14 protein-coding genes and 1 pseudogene are annotated in these 16260 nt (G+C 64.2%); 10 read left to right on the top strand and 5 right to left on the bottom strand.

Annotated features, from left to right (window positions below; genetic code table 11):
* Positions 1–18 precede the first annotated feature (18 nt).
* Both dapD and ACIP21_RS16695 read right to left on the bottom strand, forming a co-directional pair.
* Positions 19–1053 (bottom strand): 2,3,4,5-tetrahydropyridine-2,6-dicarboxylate N-succinyltransferase, encoded by a 1035-nt coding sequence (dapD, locus tag ACIP21_RS16700; RefSeq protein WP_400689537.1) that lies wholly within the window; start codon positions 1051–1053, stop codon positions 19–21.
* Positions 1054–1084: 31 nt separating this feature from the next.
* Positions 1085–1432, bottom strand: a complete 348-nt coding sequence (locus ACIP21_RS16695; RefSeq protein ID WP_400690218.1) for an ArsC family reductase — start codon at positions 1430–1432, stop codon at positions 1085–1087.
* A 288-nt stretch (positions 1433–1720) separates the two neighbouring features.
* Between ACIP21_RS16695 and ACIP21_RS16690 the strand changes: the two genes are divergently transcribed.
* On the top strand, positions 1721–3367 hold the full coding sequence (locus ACIP21_RS16690) for a Na+/H+ antiporter (protein WP_400689534.1): 1647 nt from the start codon (positions 1721–1723) through the stop codon (positions 3365–3367).
* Positions 3368–3479: 112 nt separating this feature from the next.
* Here ACIP21_RS16690 and dapC read toward each other — a convergent pair whose 3' ends face one another.
* The 3 genes from dapC to map are packed head-to-tail and all read right to left on the bottom strand — an operon-like array spanning position 3480 to position 8230.
* Positions 3480–4676 carry a succinyldiaminopimelate transaminase gene (gene dapC, locus ACIP21_RS16685; RefSeq protein ID WP_400689532.1) on the bottom strand — a complete coding sequence of 399 codons (1197 nt, stop codon included), beginning with the start codon at positions 4674–4676 and terminating at the stop codon, positions 3480–3482.
* 30 nt (positions 4677–4706) lie between these two features.
* Positions 4707–7409, bottom strand: a complete 2703-nt coding sequence (locus tag ACIP21_RS16680) for a [protein-PII] uridylyltransferase (protein WP_400689529.1) — start codon at positions 7407–7409, stop codon at positions 4707–4709.
* A 38-nt stretch (positions 7410–7447) separates the two neighbouring features.
* Complete coding sequence (gene map / locus ACIP21_RS16675) at positions 7448–8230, bottom strand: type I methionyl aminopeptidase (RefSeq protein ID WP_400689526.1); 783 nt, start codon at positions 8228–8230, stop codon at positions 7448–7450.
* Positions 8231–8571: 341 nt separating this feature from the next.
* On the opposite strand from map, the gene rpsB reads away from it, so the two are divergent.
* The 9 genes and pseudogenes from rpsB to ACIP21_RS16630 form a co-directional block, all read left to right on the top strand.
* Positions 8572–9309, top strand: a complete 738-nt coding sequence (gene rpsB, locus ACIP21_RS16670; RefSeq protein ID WP_060512637.1) for a 30S ribosomal protein S2 — start codon at positions 8572–8574, stop codon at positions 9307–9309.
* Between the two features lie 184 nt (positions 9310–9493).
* Positions 9494–10357 carry a translation elongation factor Ts gene (gene tsf / locus ACIP21_RS16665; protein ID WP_400655720.1) on the top strand — a complete coding sequence of 288 codons (864 nt, stop codon included), beginning with the start codon at positions 9494–9496 and terminating at the stop codon, positions 10355–10357.
* A gap of 177 nt (positions 10358–10534) precedes the next feature.
* On the top strand, positions 10535–11278 hold the full coding sequence (pyrH, locus tag ACIP21_RS16660) for a UMP kinase (protein WP_027920035.1): 744 nt from the start codon (positions 10535–10537) through the stop codon (positions 11276–11278).
* Entirely contained in the window at positions 11275–11832 is a 558-nt protein-coding gene (gene frr / locus ACIP21_RS16655; protein ID WP_400689523.1) for a ribosome recycling factor, read from the top strand. The genes pyrH and frr overlap by 4 nt, the downstream gene beginning before the upstream one ends.
* Before the next feature lie 15 nt (positions 11833–11847).
* Positions 11848–12603, top strand: coding sequence for a polyprenyl diphosphate synthase (uppS, locus tag ACIP21_RS16650; RefSeq protein WP_400689520.1), 756 nt, complete (start codon positions 11848–11850; stop codon positions 12601–12603).
* Positions 12603–13418 (top strand): phosphatidate cytidylyltransferase, encoded by an 816-nt coding sequence (locus tag ACIP21_RS16645; protein ID WP_400689518.1) that lies wholly within the window; start codon positions 12603–12605, stop codon positions 13416–13418. The genes uppS and ACIP21_RS16645 overlap by 1 nt, the downstream gene beginning before the upstream one ends.
* Positions 13415–14605, top strand: a complete 1191-nt coding sequence (gene ispC, locus ACIP21_RS16640) for a 1-deoxy-D-xylulose-5-phosphate reductoisomerase (protein ID WP_400689515.1) — start codon at positions 13415–13417, stop codon at positions 14603–14605. Before ACIP21_RS16645 ends, ispC begins: the two co-directional genes overlap by 4 nt.
* A 45-nt stretch (positions 14606–14650) precedes the next feature.
* Positions 14651–16003 (top strand): RIP metalloprotease RseP, encoded by a 1353-nt coding sequence (gene rseP / locus ACIP21_RS16635; RefSeq protein ID WP_400689512.1) that lies wholly within the window; start codon positions 14651–14653, stop codon positions 16001–16003.
* 74 nt (positions 16004–16077) lie between these two features.
* Positions 16078–16260 (top strand): annotated as a pseudogene (locus ACIP21_RS16630) (outer membrane assembly protein); the annotation flags it as partial.

Raw genomic sequence — 16260 nt, 5'->3', positions numbered from 1 at the left:
CAACGGGGCCGACACGTCTCAGTTGTGGGCGTGCAGCGCCTCGTTCAGTTCGATGGCCGACTTGTGGGTCTTGCATTCCACGGCGCCGTTCAGCGAGTTGCGGCGGAACAGCAGGTCGGTCTGGCCGGCCAGGTCGCGGGCCTTGACCACTTTGACCAGCTCGTTGTTCTCGTCCAGCAGGTTCACCTTGGTACCGGCAGTGATGTACAGGCCAGCTTCGACGGTGTTGCGGTCGCCCAGCGGGATGCCGATACCGGCGTTGGCGCCGATCAGGCAGCCTTCGCCGACCTTGATGACGATGTTGCCGCCACCGGACAGGGTGCCCATGGTCGAGCAGCCGCCGCCCAGGTCCGAGCCCTTGCCGACGAACACGCCGGCGGAAACGCGGCCTTCGATCATGCCCGGGCCTTCGGTGCCGGCGTTAAAGTTGACGAAGCCTTCGTGCATGATGGTGGTGCCTTCGCCGATGTAGGCGCCCAGGCGCACACGGGCGGTGTCGGCGATACGCACGCCGGCCGGGACCACGTAGTCGGTCATCTTCGGGAACTTGTCCACCGAGAACACTTCCAGCAGCTCGCCCTTCAGGCGCGCTTCCAGTTGCAGTTCGGCCAGTTCGCTCAGGTCGACTGCGCCCTGGTTGGTCCAGGCCACGTTCGGCAGCAGCGGGAAGATACCGGCCAGGCTCACGCCATGCGGCTTGACCAGGCGGTGCGACAGCAGGTGCAGCTTGAGATAGGCCTCTGGGGTCGAGGACAGCGCAGCGTCTTCGGCCAGCAGGGTGGCGACCAGCGGCTTGTGGCTCTCGGCCAGGCGGGTCAGCAGGGCGGCCTGGGCAGCGTCGACGCCTTTCAGGGCTTCGGCCAGCTGGGCAGCCTGGGCGTTGCTGAAGGCGATGGCCTGGTTGCCACCTTCGTAGCCGAGGATTGGTGCTACCGCAGCGACCAGCTCGGCGCTCGGTTTGAGCAGGGGTTGTGCGTAGAACACTTCCAGCCAGGTGCCCTGGCGGTTCTGGGAGCCGACACCGAAGGCCAGGCTGAACAGGGTATTGGACATGTGATTACCTCGTGCGAAATAGGGTAGGGGCTCAGGCCAGCGCGGTGGCGTACAGGTCGGGCTTGAAGCCGACCAGGGTGCGTTCGCCCAGGTCGAGCACCGGGCGCTTGATCATCGACGGCTGGGCCAGCATCAGTTCGACGGCCTTGGCCTGGTCGAGGTCGGCCTTGCTGGCGTCGTCGAGCTTGCGGAAGGTGGTGCCGGCACGGTTGAGGATGACTTCCCAGCCGTGTTCGTCGCACCAGCGGTTCAGGCTGTCACGGTCGATGCCTTGGGTCTTGTAGTCGTGGAATTCGTAGGCGATGGCCTGGTCTTCGAGCCAGGTACGTGCCTTTTTCATGGTGTCGCAGGCTTTGATGCCGTAGAGCGTATAGGTCATCGTGTGCATTGAGGCCACAGGCTGCCCCAATCTCTCCATTTCCGAATGTCAGTCGCGGGATTATGCGGGAACGATTGTTTGAGCGCCACGGGTGTGCATGCCTCCAGACCAATAGGTGGCCAAATCTGCACAACCCACAAGGCCGAAGTATCATCATGTTACATATTCACCCGCCACCTGCGACTATCGTGCAGCGGTATCGATTCATCTGTCCCCGCTAACATATTGTTTCAATGGCGATCTCTCGCCCTGTCCATCGTTCTAGGTTCACAAAGGAAGCCCTCACGGATGCAGTCCGCCTACACCGTCCTCATCCTGCTGACGCTGGTAAGCGTGTCGAAACTGGTCGGGCGCATGATCCCGCTGCCGTTGCCCCTGGTGCAGATCGCCGCCGGCGCGCTGCTGGCCTGGCCAACCCTGGGCCTGCACGTTGCCCTGGACCCCGAGCTGTTCCTGTTCCTGTTCCTGCCGCCGCTGCTGTTCGCCGACGGCTGGCGCATTCCCAAGCGCGAGCTGTGGCGCATTCGTGGCCCGGTGGTGGCCCTGGCCGTGGGCCTGGTGCTGTTTACCGTGGTCGGCGCGGGCTACTTCATCCACTGGCTGTTGCCGAGCATCCCGCTGCCGGTGGCCTTTGCCCTGGCTGCCGTGCTGTCGCCGACCGACGCCGTGGCGGTGTCGGCGATCACCCAGGATCGCCTGCCCACCCCGCTGATGCACATGCTGCAAGGCGAGGCGCTGATGAACGACGCCTCGGGCCTGGTGACCTTCAAGTTCGCCCTGGCGGCGGCCATCACCGGGGCGTTCTCGCTGGCCGATGCCAGTTTCAGCTTCGTCCTGGTCGCCCTCGGCGGCCTGGCGGTAGGGGTGGCGTTGAGCTGGCTGATCGGCCGCCTGCGCGCCTGGATGATCGCCCGTGGCTGGGATGACCCGGCGACCCACGTGGTGTTCATGCTGCTGCTGCCCTTCGCCGCCTATGTGCTGGCCGAACGCCTGGGCGTGTCGGGCATCCTCTCGGCGGTGGCCGCCGGCATGATGCAGAGCTGGCTCGACCTGCTGCCCCGGCAGACCAGCACCCGCCTGCTCAATCGCAGCGTCTGGTCGCTGCTGGAGTTCGCGTTCAACGGCTTGATCTTCCTGCTGCTTGGCTTGCAGCTACCGGACATCATCAAGGCCGTGGTCAGCCATGAGGCTACCGTCTGGCCAACCCTGGCCTGGCGCTGCCTGGATGTGCTGGCGATCTTCGCGGCGTTGATCCTGCTGCGCTTCGTCTGGGTGCAGAGCATCTGGCGCGCGATCGGTGTGATTCGCCGCTGGCGCGGCAAACCGGCGCTGGTGATGATGCCGACCATGCGCTCCTGCTGGCTGCTGACCCTCGGCGGTGTGCGCGGGGCGGTGACCCTGGCGGGCGTGATGTCGGTGCCCTTGCTGATGGGCGCGGGGCAGGCGTTCCCCGAGCGTGACCTGCTGATCTTCATTGCTGCGGGTGTGATCCTGCTTTCGCTGATCAGTGCCTGCATTGCCTTGCCGCTGTTGTTGCGCGGGATTACCAAGAGCCCTGACGAACGTTTGCACCAGGAGGTGCAGGAGGCCTGGCGACGTACTGCGGAGGCGGCGATCCATGCACTGGAGGCGGAAGAAGTGATCGATGCCAGCGCACCCCAGGATGCGGCACAGGCAGCCATGGCAACCGAGCTGAAGGCGCGGTTGATGGCCGAATACCGGGATGAGCTGGACAGCTACAACGACACGGCCGAGGCACGGGCACTGGCCGAGCAGATGGATTTGCTGGAGCGGCGTTTGCGCTTGCGGGCGCTGCGGGCGCAGCGGCTTGAGTTGTATAACCTGCATCGCCAGCATCTGGTGGGGGATGAGGTGGTCAGGCAGGTGCTGGGGGAGCTGGATATGAGCGAGGCGAACCTGGGGCAGGTCAGATAGATCTGCTTAGGGCCATTCGCGGGTAAACCCGCTCCCACAGGTACAGCACAAGCCGAACAAGCGGTGCAGTATCTGTGGGAGCGGGTTTACCCGCGAATGGGCCGTAAGGCAGTTAGCGGTTTTGCAGGAAGGCGCGAATCCGCTCCGCCGCCTCGATGCACTCGGCCAGCGGCGCAACCAGCGCCATGCGCACCCGGCCAGCGCCCGGGTTGACCCCGTCCACTTCACGCGACAGGTACGAGCCTGGTACCACGGTCACATGCTGCGCCTCGAACAGGTCGCGGGTAAACGTGGCGTCGTCGCCCGGCACCTTGGCCCACAGGTAGAAGCTGCCATCCGGACGCTGCACGTCCAGCACCGGCTGCAGGATATCCAGCACGGCATCGTACTTGGCGCGGTACTGGTCGCGGTTCTCGCGCACATGGGCCTCGTCCTGCCAGGCGGCAATGCTGGCCAGCTGGGTCTGCACCGGCATGGCGCAGCCGTGGTAGGTGCGGTATAGCAGGAACGGCTTGATGATTGACGCATCACCGGCGACGAAGCCCGAACGCAGGCCCGGCAGGTTGGAGCGCTTGGACAGGCTGTGGAACACCACGCAGCGCTTGAAGTCGCTGCGGCCCAGCTCGGCGCAAGCGGTCAGCAGGCCAGGTGGCGGCGCGTCCTCGTCGAAATAAAGCTCGCTGTAGCACTCGTCGGCGGCGATCACGAAATCGTGCTCGTCGGCCAGTGCGATCAGCTTCTTCAGGGTGTCCATCGGCACCAAGGCGCCGGTAGGGTTGCCCGGGGAGCACAGGAACAGGATCTGGCAGCGCTGCCACACCTCGGCCGGGACGGCGTCGAAGTCCGGGTTGAAGCCGTTGTCTTCCAGGCACGGCAGGTAGTGCGGGGTGGCGCCAGCCAGCAGGGCCGCGCCTTCGTAGATCTGGTAGAACGGGTTGGGGCTGATCACCAGGCCGTCGTCGGCGCGGTTGACCACGGCCTGGGTGAAGGCGAACAGTGCTTCGCGGGTGCCGTTCACTGGCAGGATGTGGCGGTCGGCGTCCAGCCAGCCGGCCGGCACGCCGAAGCGGCGCTCGCACCATTGGCCGATGGCCTGGCGCAGGGCCGGCAGGCCGAGGGTGCTCGGGTACACGGCCAGTTTGTCGAGGTTGTCGGCCATGGCCTGGGCGACGAACGCCGGCGATTCGTGCTTCGGCTCACCGATCGACAGGGCGATGGCGCGCTTGTCCGCCGCGGGCTTCACGCTGCCCAGCAGGGCGCGGAGCTTTTCGAACGGGTAGGGCTGAAGCTGGGTCAAGGCATGGTTCATCGGCGCAAGGTCTCGTCAATCGTCTAGTCGTTAAAAGGTCACGCGGGTCGGGCTGGCGTCGCTGGCCTGGCCGGCCTGCAGCTGCTGCACGATGGCTTCCTGCAGGCGGCTGCACAGCTGTGGGTCGGACAGCGGCTGGTTGTCGGCATCGGTGATGAAGAACACGTCTTCCACGCGCTCGCCCAGGGTGGCGATCTTGGCATTCTGCAGCGACAGGTCGAACTCCAGGAAGATCCGCCCCAGGCGCGCCAGCAGGCCGGGGCGGTCTGGCGCGGTGATCTCGAGGATGGTCACCGGCCGCTGGGCATCGTTGAGGATGGTCACCTGCGGCGGGAAGTCGAAGTGCTTGAGCTGGCGCGGCACCCGGCGCTGGATGATGGTCGGGTAGTCCTCGGGGTTGCGCAGCGCTTCGGTCAGGCCGTCGCGGATCTGCCGGACCCGCTGCGGGTTGTCGCCGATCGAGCCGCCGTCGTTGTCGAGCACGATGTAGGTGTCGAGGGTGAACTGGCTGCTCGAGGTGATGATCCGCGCATCGTGGATGTTCAGGTTCAGCTGCGACATGGCGGCCACGGTCACGGCGAAGAAGTCGTGCTGGTCGGGCGCGTAGATGAAGATCTGCGTGCCGCCCTCGAATTCGCGCTGGGTGGTTTCCTTGATCAGCACCAGTGGCCCGCCGTCGGCCGGTTGCTGCAGGATCGCATCGCTGTGCCAGGCCACGTCGGCGGCGTTGTGCTTGAGGAAATAGTCATCGCCCAGCTGCGACCACAGCTGCTCGACGTCGTCCGGGTCGGTGCCTTCGCGCACGAGGATGTCGAGGGCCGCGGACTGGGTCTGGCGGATCTGCTCCTCGCGGTCCAGCGGGTTCTCGAGGCCCCGGCGCAGGGCGCGCTTGGTCTCGGTGTAGAGCTGGCGCAGCAGGCTGGCACGCCAGGAGTTCCACAGGCTGGGGTTGGTGGCGTTGATGTCGGCCACGGTCAGCACGTAGAGGTAGTCCAGGCGCGTCTCGTCGCCCACGTGCAGGGCGAAGTCGTTGATCACCTGCGGGTCGGACAGGTCCTTGCGCTGGGCGGTGGTCGACATCACCAGGTGGTTCTGCACCAGCCAGGCGATCAGGCGGCTGTCCCAGGCCGGCAGTTGGTGGCGTTCGCAGAACTTCTGCGCGTCCACCGCGCCGAGCTCGGAGTGATCGCCCTGGCGGCCCTTGCCGATGTCGTGGTACAGCCCGGCCAGGTAGATCAGCTCGGGCTTGGGCAGGCGGCCCATGAGCTTGCTGGCCAGCGGGAATTTCTCGGACACCGGCGTGTACTGCAGCTTGCGCAGGTGCTTGATGAGGTTGAGGGTGTGCGCATCGACCGTGTAGATGTGGAACAGGTCGTGCTGCATCTGCCCGACGATCAGGCCGAACTCCGGCAGGTAGCGGCCGAGGATGCCATAGCGGTTCATCCGCCGCAGGTTGCGGTGGATGCCGATCTCGCACTTGAACAGCTCGATGAACAGGCTGGTGTTGCGGATATCGTTGCGGAAGGTCTCGTCGATAAGGTGCCGGTGCTCGCGCAGCAGGCGCACGGTGTCGGCGCGCACGCCCTTGATCTCCGGGTGCTGGGCCATCAGCACGAAGATTTCCAGCATGGCGAACGGGGTGCGCCGGAACACGCTCGGGCTGACGGCTTCTATATAGCCGTCGTGCAGGCGGAAGCGGGCATTGAGCGGTTGCGTGGTACCACTGTCGTCATCGGCGAGGATGACTTCCTCGAAGTGCTGGATGATCAGGTCGCACAGCTGGCTGATGCTCATCACCACCCGGTAGTACTGCTGCATGAACTGTTCGATGGCGCGCTTGGGGTTTTCGTCGCTGTAGCCCAGCAGCGCGGCGATGCTGCGCTGGTGGTCGAACAGCAGGCGGTCCTCGGCGCGGCCGGCGAGCATGTGCAGGGCATAGCGGACCTTCCACAGGAAGTCCTGGGAGGAAGCGAGCAGCTCGTTCTCGCTTTCCAGCAGGAAGCCCTCGCCCGCCAGGGCGTGCAGGTTCAGCGTGCCGTACTGGCGACGGGCAACCCAGAGCACCGTCTGGATATCGCGCAGGCCACCGGGCGAGCCCTTGACGTTGGGCTCGAGGTTGTACTCGGTGTCGTTGTACTTGTGGTGGCGGGCCTTGAGTTCGGCGCGCTTGGCCAGGAAGAACTCCCGGCTTGGCCACAGGTGTGTGGTGCCGGTGGCGTCGAGCATGCGCTGGCGCAGGTCTTCGGGGCCGGCGACGGTGCGGCTTTCCATCAGGTTGGTGATCACCGTCAGGTCGGCGCGGGCCTGCTCGACGCATTCGTCGATGCTGCGCACGCTCTGGCCCACTTCCAGGCCGATGTCCCAGAGCAGGGTGAGAAAGCGCTCGATGGCATCGCGGTACTGCTCGTGCTCGGCGCCGCCGAGCAGGATCAGCAGGTCGATGTCCGAATGCGGGTGCAGTTCACCACGGCCGTAGCCGCCCACCGCGACCAGGGCGATGCCGCTCGATGCGCCCCAGTCGAACTGGTTCCAGGCTTGCTGCAGGATGTTGTCGACCAGCCAGGCGCGCGCTTCGATCAGCGGGCGGATCTCGGCGCCGGCGCGAAAACGCTTGTCGAGCACCTCGCCGGCCTGGCGGATGGCTTTCTTGAAGGCGGCGATGGGGCTCGCCTTGAGGGCCAGTTCCGCCTGGAACTGGCCGCGGTCGAACAGCTCGGGATCCACCTGGGGCATCGCGTCGCGTCCTGTCTGAGAAGTCGCCTCGGGTGCAATCAGGCCGAGGTGCGCGGGATGGTGTCGTCCTTGCGCAGGGTGAAGATCTCGTAGCCGGTGGCGGTCACCACCAGGGTGTGCTCCCACTGGGCCGAGAGCTTGCGGTCCTTGGTGATGGCGGTCCAGCCGTCGCCCAGCACCTTGGTGTCGGCCTTGCCCTGGTTGATCATCGGCTCGATGGTGAAGGTCATGCCTTCCTTGAGTTCCATGCCGGTGCCGGCGCGGCCGTAGTGGAGGATCTGCGGCTCTTCGTGGAACACCTTGCCGATGCCGTGGCCGCAGAATTCGCGGACCACCGAGAAACCGTTCTTTTCGGCGTGCTTCTGGATCACTTCGCCGATATCGCCCAGGCGGCAGCCCGGCTTGACCAGCTCGATGGCCTTGTACATGCACTCCTGGGTGACTTTCGACAGGCGCTCGGCCCACAGCGGCACTGTGCCGACGTGGAACATGCGGCTGGTGTCGCCGTGGTAGCCGTCCTTGATCACGGTGATGTCGATGTTGAGCGTGTCACCGTCCTTGAGGGGCTTGTCGTTGGGAATGCCGTGGCACACCACGTGGTTGATCGAGGTGCAGATCGACTTCGGGTAGCCCTTGTAGTTGAGCGGTGCCGGGATCGCCTGCTGGACGTTGACGATGTAGTCGTGGCAGATACGGTCGAGCTCTTCGGTGGTGACGCCGGGCTTGACGTGTTCCTCGATCATTTCCAGCACGTCGGCGGCCAGGCGGCCGGCGATGCGCATCTTCTCGATGTCTTCTGCAGTCTTGATGGTGACGGTCATTACAGGCTCTCTACGGCGCCGCAGGCGGCGCGAACAAACGGGAAAGGCCGGATTCTAACAGAGCGGGGCGGCATTCTGTCGGGATAAAGGCGGCCATGCTGCTGTCTATAGGGGGCATTCTGGCCTGTTTGCCGGGGTGCTGCAAAAGCCGCTGACGGACGCAACCTTATCCGGGTTCCGTTCGCTCGCGGTCTGTGGTATAAAATGCGCCGCTTTCGGGGACGACCCCGTCAGCCTGAACCCACACACGTGTCGACACGATGGCCTGGGTGCCCCGGATTCGTCCGTGGGTTGGTCATTGGGATGCGTGGAGGCCCAACCCGACTTATCAAGGAACTATCATGTCCCAAGTCAACATGCGCGATATGCTGAAGGCCGGTGTGCACTTCGGCCACCAGACCCGTTACTGGAACCCGAAAATGGGCAAGTACATTTTCGGCGCGCGTAACAAGATCCACATCATCAACCTGGAAAAAACCCTGCCAATGTTCAACGAAGCTCTGGCTTTCGTAGAGCGTCTGGCCCAGGGCAAGAACAAGATCATGTTCGTCGGCACCAAGCGTTCCGCCGGCAAGATCGTCGCCGAGCAAGCTGCTCGCGCGGGTTCGCCATACGTTGATCACCGTTGGTTGGGCGGCATGCTGACCAACTACAAAACCATCCGCGCCTCGATCAAGCGTCTGCGCGACCTGGAAACCCAGGCCGAAGATGGCACCTTTGCCAAGCTGACCAAGAAAGAAGCCCTGATGCGTTCGCGCGATCTGGAAAAACTGGACCGCAGCCTGGGTGGTATCAAGGACATGGGCGGCCTGCCTGATGCCCTGTTCGTGATCGACGTTGACCACGAGCGCATTGCCATCACCGAAGCCAACAAGCTGGGCATCCCGGTTATCGGCGTTGTCGATACCAACAGCAGCCCAGAAGGCGTTGACTACGTGATCCCAGGCAACGATGACGCCATCCGCGCCATCGAGCTGTACATGACTTCGATGGCTGACGCCATCATCCGCGGCCGCAACAACGTTGCCGGCGGCACTGAAGTCTACGCTGAAGAAGCGGCTGCACCTGCTGCCGAGTAATAGACGCTAGCGTCTGCTTGGCACGCAAAAAGGGGGCTCTGCCCCCTTTTTGCCACCTTGAAATCCTGCTGTCAGCAACGGCCCCGCATCATGGGCGAGCTGGCATGAAGGCAGCGATTTGCAGAATTTAACGCCCGTGTCGAACGGGTGGAATGGTTGAAAAACTTTCCAAGAGGATTTTGAAATGGCAGCAATTACTGCGGCGCTGGTCAAAGAACTGCGCGAGCGTACCGGCGAAGGCATGATGGATTGCAAAAAGGCCCTGGAAAAGGCCGGCGGCGACATCGAGAAAGCCATTGACGACATGCGTGCCTCGGGCGCCATCAAGGCCGCCAAAAAGGCTGGCAACGTCGCTGCTGAAGGCGCTATCGCCGTCAAGACCGACGGCAAAGTCGCCGTTCTGCTGGAAGTGAACTCGCAGACCGACTTCCTGGCCCTGCAAGACGACTTCAAGAACTTCGTGGCCGAAAGCCTGGAAGAAGCCTTCGCCCAGAAGCTGACCGACGCTGCTCCGCTGATCGCCTCGCGTGAAGCTGCTCGTGAAGCCCTGGTCGCCAAGTGCGGCGAAAACGTCAACATCCGTCGCCTGGTGCGCGTTGAAGGCGACGTCGTCGGTGCCTACCTGCACGGCAACAAGATCGGCGCTGCCGTTGTCCTGAAAGGCGGCGACGTCGAGCTGGCCAAGAACATCGCCATGCACGTTGCCGCTTCGAACCCGGAGTTCCTGGATTCGTCGGAAATCTCCGCCGAGGCCATCGAGCGCGAGAAGGGCGTCTTCCTGCAGCTGAACGCTGACAAGATCGCCGGCAAGCCGGAAAACATCGTTGAGAACATGATCAACGGTCGCATCACCAAGTTCAAGGCCGAAGCCTCGCTGAAAGAGCAAGCCTTCGTCATGAACCCAGAAGTCAAAGTTGGCGAGCTGGCCAAGAAAGCCGGTGCTGAAATCGTTTCCTTCACCTACTTCAAGGTTGGCGAAGGCATCGAGAAGCCGGTTGACGACTTCGCTGCCGAAGTTGCTGCCCAGGTAGCTGCTGCCAAGCAGTAAGACAGTCCCGTCTGTCGCCCCGAAGAGGCTGCCCGCTCACGCGCGCAGCCTCTTTGTCAAAGCGGGAGCGGTTTACCAAGCCGCTGTTCGCTGACGCAGTCGCTGCGTCACGTTAGAGTTACATGCAGGCTTACGCAGCCCGCCAGAATTTTACAAACGCCGCAGGAGAGATTCGCAATGGCTCAGCAGGGCAGTGGTCATCAGGCTCGCTATAAACGCATTCTACTCAAACTTAGCGGCGAGGCCCTGATGGGCTCGGAAGAGTTCGGGATCGACCCGAAAGTCCTGGATCGCATGGCGCTGGAAGTCGGCCAGTTGGTCGGCATCGGTGTCCAGGTAGGCCTGGTGATCGGCGGTGGCAACCTGTTCCGTGGCGCGGCGCTCAGTGCTGCCGGCATGGACCGTGTTACCGGTGACCACATGGGCATGCTGGCCACCGTGATGAATGGCCTGGCCATGCGCGACGCGCTGGAGCGGGCGAACATCACCGCCATCGTCATGTCGGCGATCTCCATGGTTGGCGTCACCGATCACTATGATCGCCGCAAGGCCATGCGCCACCTGAACGCCAAGGAAGTCGTTATCTTCGCTGCCGGTACCGGCAACCCGTTCTTCACCACCGACTCCGCCGCTTGCCTGCGCGCCATCGAAATCGATGCCGACGTGGTATTGAAGGCAACCAAGGTCGATGGTGTATACACTGCAGATCCATTCAAAGACCCGCATGCCGAGAAGTTCGATCATCTGACCTACGATGAAGTGCTGGATCGCAAGCTGGGGGTAATGGACCTGACGGCAATTTGTCTGTGCCGCGACCACAAGATGCCGCTGCGCGTCTTCAACATGAACAAACCCGGCGCCCTGCTGAACATCGTGCATGGCGGCGCGGAAGGCACTCTGATCGAGGAAGTTCAAAAATGATCAACGACATCAAGAAAGACGCGCAGGAGCGCATGACCAAGTCCCTCGAGGCCCTGGGTCGCAACCTGGCGGCAATCCGCACGGGCCGCGCTCACCCGAGCATCCTGGATACCGTCAAGGTCACTGCCTGGGGTAGCGAGATGCCGCTGAACCAGGTCGCGGCCATCTCCGTCGAAGATGCCCGTACCCTGAAGATCGTCGCCCACGACAAGAACCTCAGTGCTGCCATCGAGAAGGCCATCCTGACCTCCGACCTGGGCCTGAACCCATCCAGCGCCGGTACCACCATTCGCGTGCCGATGCCGGCCCTGACCGAGGAAACCCGCAAGGGCTACACCAAGCAGGCCAGCGGTGTTGCCGAAGACGCCAAGGTGGCTGTGCGCAACGTGCGTCGCGATGCCCTGGGCGACCTGAAAAAGCTGACCAAGGACAAGGAAATCAGCGAAGACGAAGAGCGTCGTGCCGCGGACGAGATCCAGAAGCTGACCGACAAGTTCATTGCTGAAGTCGATGCTGCTTACAAAGCCAAGGAAAAGGACCTGATGGCCGTCTAAGGCCGGGGTTTTTTAATGGAAAAGTCCAAGTTGGCGGCACCGTCCTCGGTGCCGCGTCACGTCGCGATCATCATGGATGGCAACAACCGCTGGGCGAAAAAGCGCCTGTTGCCCGGCGTTGCCGGGCACAAGGCCGGCGTCGATGCGGTGCGCGCAGTCATCGAGGTGTGTGCGAAATCCGGGGTCGAGGTACTGACCCTGTTCGCGTTCTCCAGCGAAAACTGGCAGCGCCCGGCCGAAGAGGTCGGTGCGTTGATGGAGCTGTTCTTCTCGGCCCTGCGCCGCGAGGCCAAGCGCCTCAACGAGAACAACATCAGCCTGCGCATCATCGGTGACCGTTCGCGCTTCCATCCTGAGCTGCAGGCCGCCATGCGCGAGGCTGAAGCCCTGACCGCCGGCAGCAATCGCTTCATCCTGCAGATCGCCGCCAACTACGGCGGCCAGTGGGATATCGCCCAGGCTGCCCAGCGCCTGGCGCGGGAAGTCCAGGCCGGCCACCTGCGCCCGGACGACATCACCCCCGGCCTGTTGCAGACCTGCCTGGCCACCGGTGAGCTGCCGTTGCCGGACCTGTGCATCCGCACCGGTGGCGAACACCGCATCAGCAACTTCCTGCTGTGGCAGCTGGCCTACGCCGAGCTGTACTTCTCCGACCTGTACTGGCCGGACTTCAAACACGAGGCCATGCGCAATGCCCTGGCCGATTTCGCTTCGCGCCAGCGCCGCTTCGGTAAGACCAGCGAGCAGGTCGAGGCTGGAGCTCGTGCTTAATGCTTAAACAACGCATCATTACCGCGCTGATCCTGTTGCCGATCGCGCTGGGTGGTTTCTTCCTGCTCAACGGCGGGGACTTCGCCCTGTTCATCGGCTTCGTGGTCACCCTCGGTGCCTGGGAGTGGGCGCGCCTGGCCGGGCTGATGGCCCAGCCGTTGCGCATCGCCTACGCCGCCGTGGTAGCCGGGGCGCTGATGTTGCTGCACCTGATGCCGGACCTGGCGCCCTGGGTGCTCGGCGCTTCGGTGATCTGGTGGGCGCTGGCCACCTGGCTGGTGCTGACCTATCCACGCAGCAGCGAATTGTGGGCCAGTGCCGCCTGCAAGCTGCTGATCGGCCTGTTGATCCTGCTGCCGGCCTGGCAGGGCTTGATCCTGCTCAAGCACTGGCCACTGGGCAACTGGCTGATCCTGTCGGTCATGGCGCTGGTGTGGGCTGCCGATATCGGTGCCTATTTCTCCGGCCGTGCGTTCGGCAAGCGCAAGCTGGCCCCGCAGGTGAGCCCGGGTAAAAGCTGGGAAGGCGTGTATGGCGGCCTGGCGGTCAGCCTGGTGATCACCCTGGTGGTGGGCATCAGCCGCGACTGGGGTTTCGGCCAGATCCTGCTGGGCCTGATGGGGGCTGCGCTGGTGGTCATGTCGTCGGTGGTCGGTGACCTGACAGAAAGCATGTTCAAGCGCCGCGCAGGCATCAAGGACAGCAGCAACCTGCTGCCGGGCCATGGTGGCGTGCTCGACCGCATCGACAGCCTGACCGCGGCCATCCCGATCTTCGCCGTGCTGCTGTGGGCCGCAGAATGGGGTGTGATGTGAGCGCGCCGCAGCGTATTACCGTGCTGGGTGCTACCGGTTCGATCGGCCTCAGCACCCTTGATGTGATTGCGCGCCATCCCGAGCGCTATCAGGTGCATGCCCTCAGTGGCTACTCGCGTATCGAGGAGCTGTTGGCGCTGTGCCTGCGGCACCGTCCGGCCTATGCCGCGGTGCCGGGCAGCGAGGCAGCCGCGCGCCTGCGTGATGGCCTGGCCGCTGCCGGTTGCGCCACCGAGGTGCTGGAAGGGGAGGCGGGCCTGTGTGCGGTCGCGTCCGCCCCGGAGGTGGACGCCGTGATGGCGGCCATCGTCGGCGCTGCAGGCCTGCGCCCGACCCTGGCTGCCGTCGAGGCGGGCAAGAAGGTGCTGCTGGCCAACAAGGAGGCGCTGGTGATGTCCGGCGCGCTGTTCATGGACGCCGTGCGCCGCAGTGGCGCCGTCCTGCTGCCGATCGACAGCGAGCACAATGCGATCTTCCAGTGCCTGCCGGTCGATTATGCCCGCGGCCTGAGCCAGGTGGGAGTGCGTCGTATCCTGCTGACCGCCTCCGGCGGCCCGTTCCGCGAAGCGCCGCAGGCGGCGCTGGCCGACGTCACTCCGGAGCAGGCCTGTGCCCACCCCAACTGGTCCATGGGCCGGAAGATCTCGGTCGACTCGGCCAGCATGATGAACAAGGGCCTGGAGTTGATCGAGGCCTGCTGGCTGTTCGATACGACCCCGGCCAAGGTCGAAGTGGTGGTGCACCCGCAGAGCGTGATCCACTCGCTGGTGGACTACGTCGACGGTTCGGTGTTGGCCCAGTTGGGCAACCCGGACATGCGCACGCCTATCGCCAACGCCCTGGCCTGGCCCGAGCGGATCGACTCGGGGGTCGCCCCGCTGGACCTGTTCGCCATCGCCCGCCTGGACTTCCAGGCCCCCGACGAACAGCGCTTCCCATGCCTGCGCCTGGCGCGTCAGGCTGCCGAGGCCGGCAACAGTGCGCCTGCGGTGCTCAATGCGGCCAACGAGGTTGCGGTCGAGGCATTTCTCCAGCGGCGTATCCGCTTCCCGGAGATCGCGGGTATGATCGAGCAGGTGCTCGAACAGGAACCGGTGGTACCGTTGCCCTCGCTGGATGCGGTGTTCGCCGCCGACCAGCGCGCCCGGGAACTGTCCCGGGAGTGGCTGCGACGCCACGGTCGCTGACCCTGGCGTGCCAGGGGTTTCGCTGAACGTCATTCGGAGAAGGATATGACTGCGCTCTACATGATTGTCGGCACCCTGGTGGCCCTGGGTGTACTGGTCACGTTCCACGAGTTCGGCCACTTCTGGGTCGCCCGCCGCTGTGGCGTCAAGGTGCTGCGCTTCTCCGTGGGCTTCGGCACGCCGCTGCTGCGCTGGCATGACCGCCATGGCACCGAGTTCGTGGTGGCGGCGATTCCGTTGGGCGGCTACGTCAAGATGCTCGACGAGCGCGAGGGCGACGTGCCGCCTGCGCTGGCCGGCCAATCCTTCAACCGCAAGTCGGTTGGTCAGCGGATCGCGATCGTCGCCGCTGGCCCGATCGCCAACTTCCTGCTGGCCATCGTGTTCTTCTGGCTGCTGGCCATGCTCGGCACCCAGCAGGTCCGTCCGGTGATCGGCGCGGTCGAGTCGGGCAGCCTCGCGGCGTCGGCCGGGATGGCCGCTGGTCAGGAAATTGTATCTATTGATGGCAAGGCGACCAATGGTTGGTCGGCCGTCAATTTGCAGCTGGTTCGCCGCCTGGGCGAGAGTGGCACGCTGTTGGTCGGCGTGCGCGACGAGGGCGCCAGCGCCGAGCGTCAGTTGCAGGTGAAGCTCGACAGCTGGCTCAAGGGCGCCGACGAACCGGACCCGATCCAGTCCCTGGGCCTGCGCCCATGGCGCCCGGCGGTCTCGCCAGTGCTGGCCGAGATCGATCCCAAGGGCCCGGCCGCGGCTGCAGGCCTGAAGACCGGCGACAAGCTGCTGGCCCTCGACGGCACCGTGCTTGGCGATTGGCAGCAGGTGGTCGACAGCGTGCGCGCCCGGCCCGACGCCAAGGTGGTGCTGCGTGTCGAGCGTGATGGCGCGGCACTGGATGTTCCCGTCACCCTGGCCCGCAAGGGCGAGGGCAAGGCGGTTGGTGGCTACCTGGGCGCCGGTGTGAAAGGTGCCGAATGGCCGGCCAACATGCTCCGCGAGGTCAGTTACGGGCCGCTGGACGCGGTGGGCGAGGGCCTGTCGCGGACCTGGAACATGAGCGTCCTGACCCTCGAATCGCTGAAGAAAATGCTGTTCGGGGAGCTCTCGGTAAAAAACTTGAGTGGACCGATAACCATTGCTAAAGTGGCGGGCGCTTCAGCCCAGTCCGGCGTGGGGGATTTCCTGAATTTCCTGGCCTACCTGAGCATAAGCCTTGGGGTTCTTAACCTGCTGCCCATCCCGGTACTGGATGGGGGGCATTTGCTGTTTTACCTTGTCGAGTGGGCGCGCGGTCGTCCGCTGTCGGATCGGGTGCAAGGTTGGGGGGTCCAGATCGGTATCAGTTTGGTCGTAGGGGTGATGTTGCTCGCCCTGATCAACGATCTGGGTCGACTATAAAAGCTTCGCTCAATTGCGAACCGGCCGCCTCCATGCGGCGGGTTGTTTATTGCCAGTTGGAATAAAAGGACTTCATGAAACGTCTGCTGCTAACTGCGGTCATGTCCGCACTGATGATCGCTGAAGTTCACGCCGAGTCCTTCACCATCTCCGATATTCGTGTCAACGGCCTGCAGCGGGTGTCCGCCGGCAGCGTGTTCGGCGCCTTGCCGCTCAACGTGGGCGACCAGGCCGACGACCGTCGCCTGGTGGATTCC

The sequence above is a fragment of the Pseudomonas sp. NPDC089401 genome (genome assembly GCF_044749485.1).
Taxonomy (GTDB): Bacteria; Pseudomonadota; Gammaproteobacteria; order Pseudomonadales; family Pseudomonadaceae; genus Aquipseudomonas.
Note: the sequence above shows the minus strand (reverse complement) of the source record. Positions and strands in the feature narration are given on the sequence as shown.